This is a genomic window from Mesorhizobium sp. 01N446, from assembly GCF_056399285.1.
Window position 1 is genome coordinate 1 of record NZ_JBFTRA010000026.1, and the last position, 2,198, is coordinate 2,198.

Sequence of the window (2,198 nt, forward strand, 5' to 3'; positions counted from 1 at the left end):
GATCACGATCACGAACGGCCCGGCCGTGATCTTGTTCATGGCCTCCAAAGCACTGGTTCCGTGGGCGATGTGTAGGGCCAGCAACTTTTCGCCCTGCATTTCGTCGATATGGTACTTGGTTGTCATGGCTTCACCGCCGTGTTCTAACCCTAACTTCATCGAACAGTAGAGGTTCCTCACTGCTCGATCGCCCGCCAAAAGTTCCGGAACTATTTTAGCCAAAGCTTATTTAACTGCCGGCTTGTGTGAGTTCCGTGCATGCGTTTGAAGTTCGTCGCGCCGTTGATGCCGACCTTGGTGGACAAGCCACCGGAGGGCGACGGCTGGATTCACGAAGTCAAGTTCGACGGCTACCGTTCGCAGCTCATCATCGACGAAGAGAGGACACGGATCTACACCCGCAACGGTCACGATTGGACAGCCAAATATTCCGACCTGGTGAAAGAGGCGGCGAACCTCGGCGCCGACAATGCGATCATTGACGGTGAGATCATCGTTTTGAACGAGGCCGGCCTGTCCGACTTCGGCGAGCTGCGAAAGGCGATCACCAAGCGGCAACACGACCTGTATTTCGTGGCCTTCGACCTTCTGCACCTCAACGGCCACGACCTGGGCGAAATGGCGCTGGAGGAGCGCCGCGAGATCCTGGCCAGCATGATCGAGCCCGGCGGGCGTATTCAATTCAGCGAGCCGCTGCCGGGCGAAGCCAAGACCATCTTTCACCTGCTTGACCAGGCAGGGCTTGAGGGAATGGTATCGAAGCGGCGCGACAGCAAATACCGCAGCGGCCCGTCGACGAACTGGTTGAAGGCGAAATGCTACTCGGTCGACGAATATGAACTGCTCGGCGTCGAGCGTGAAGCCGGCAAGCCGGCCTTTGCCTTGATGGCCGATCGGGCGACCGGCCGCTACGTGGGATCGGCCTTCATCAATTCGCGCCGCGCGATCCGCGAGCGGCTATGGAAGCGTGTCCAGGAGCATGCCGGGCCGGCGCCGAAGGGGATGAAGCGGCCGGCGACGCTGTGGGTGAAGCCGGGCATCATCGGCCGCGTGAAGCACTTGCGCGGCGAAGAGGATCTGCGGCACGCTTCGCTGCAAGATTTCAGGGAGGAGAACTATGCCAATTCGGACAAAGGCAAATGAGGCCGGGATTTTCGATCCATCGGAGTTGGCTCTGCTCGGCAGGGTCTTTGAGCAATTGAAGCTTCAAGACCAGTCGCCGGAAGCGCGAGACGCCATCGCCTCACGGATCATTGCCAATTACATGGCCGGCATCAAAGACGAGGCTGAACTTGTGTCGCTGTCAAGGCAGCCCTTGGGGCGCTAGCGATGGCCGTCCCTAAGAAGGATCAGGAGCGCACGAACTATGCCTGGATGTATGGCGCACAGGCTCGCAAGGACAGCAAGGAACGCATCGTGCCGGATTTCTGGCAGGAGTTTGCCGACGCCTGGCTGCAGGGTTTTGACGAGATTCCCCTGGCGGGTATGGGAAAGTCAAAGACTGTGGCCGACCAGATGGAGGCCGAAGTTGACGAGGCCGGCGTAAGCGATCCACCCGCCGGAACCTAAGGGCCCCGTCGAGCTTAAGGCTCAATGAGCACACGCGGAATCAACTTCCTGCATCAGTGGATCCAGAACAATGTTCCGGAGACTGCAAAATCGGACGCCGTGTCAATTTCAGAGATCACTCACAAGTTATTTTCCGACGCCAAAGCCCTGGGTATCAAGCGTGAGGAAATCGATGAAGAGGTTGATAGCCTCTACCGCACACTGTTCGATTGGATCGTGCATTTCGAGCCTGGCTTGACCGACTAGCCTACGCCTAAATGTACCGATCGCCATCGGCGCGGTGCTCGAAGCAAAACCAGTGCGATTCCATCCGCGGCCGCGCGAAGCCCCATCCGGCAACCCTCCCGCATCCGCTATGCTCACATATATGACCCAGCACCTTCGCGCGATCTCGCGACACAGGTGTCATGCCTTCGGCGAGCTTGATCGGTTCGTCGCTCATAGCGGATTGATCGGCCCAACCAGGGCAGGGTGGTCATTCGGCTTCTTGTTGATCACGGTCGAATTGACGTCGCGGCCGACACGGTTGAATTGCAGCTGGCCGTCGATGTCGTGGCTGAGAATGTCTTTCAGGTATTCCTTCGGCGTCGCCGGATCGAGCCAGGCGTCATAGTAGGCTTGGTCCAGAA

Annotated in this window: 3 protein-coding genes and 1 pseudogene; 3 read left to right on the forward strand and 1 reads right to left on the reverse strand. The window is 58.6% G+C overall.

Annotated elements, in window-relative coordinates; translation table 11 throughout:
* Positions 1 to 258 precede the first annotated feature (258 nt).
* The 3 genes from AC1DPX_RS35020 to AC1DPX_RS35030 all read left to right on the forward strand — a co-directional run bounded on the left by AC1DPX_RS35020 (position 259) and on the right by AC1DPX_RS35030 (position 1,815).
* The gene (locus tag AC1DPX_RS35020) at positions 259 to 1,143 is read left to right on the forward strand and encodes an ATP-dependent DNA ligase (protein ID WP_477242578.1); all 885 of its coding nucleotides are present in this window, start codon (positions 259 to 261) and stop codon (positions 1,141 to 1,143) included.
* A 186-nt stretch (positions 1,144 to 1,329) separates the two neighbouring features.
* Positions 1,330 to 1,569, forward strand: a complete 240-nt coding sequence (locus AC1DPX_RS35025) for a hypothetical protein (protein WP_477242580.1) — start codon at positions 1,330 to 1,332, stop codon at positions 1,567 to 1,569.
* A gap of 24 nt (positions 1,570 to 1,593) precedes the next feature.
* Positions 1,594 to 1,815 (forward strand): DUF768 domain-containing protein, encoded by a 222-nt coding sequence (locus AC1DPX_RS35030; RefSeq protein ID WP_477242582.1) that lies wholly within the window; start codon positions 1,594 to 1,596, stop codon positions 1,813 to 1,815.
* Positions 1,816 to 2,007: 192 nt separating this feature from the next.
* On the opposite strand, the pseudogene AC1DPX_RS35035 reads toward AC1DPX_RS35030, so the two are convergent.
* Positions 2,008 to 2,198, reverse strand: a pseudogene (locus tag AC1DPX_RS35035) (SOS response-associated peptidase); the annotation flags it as partial.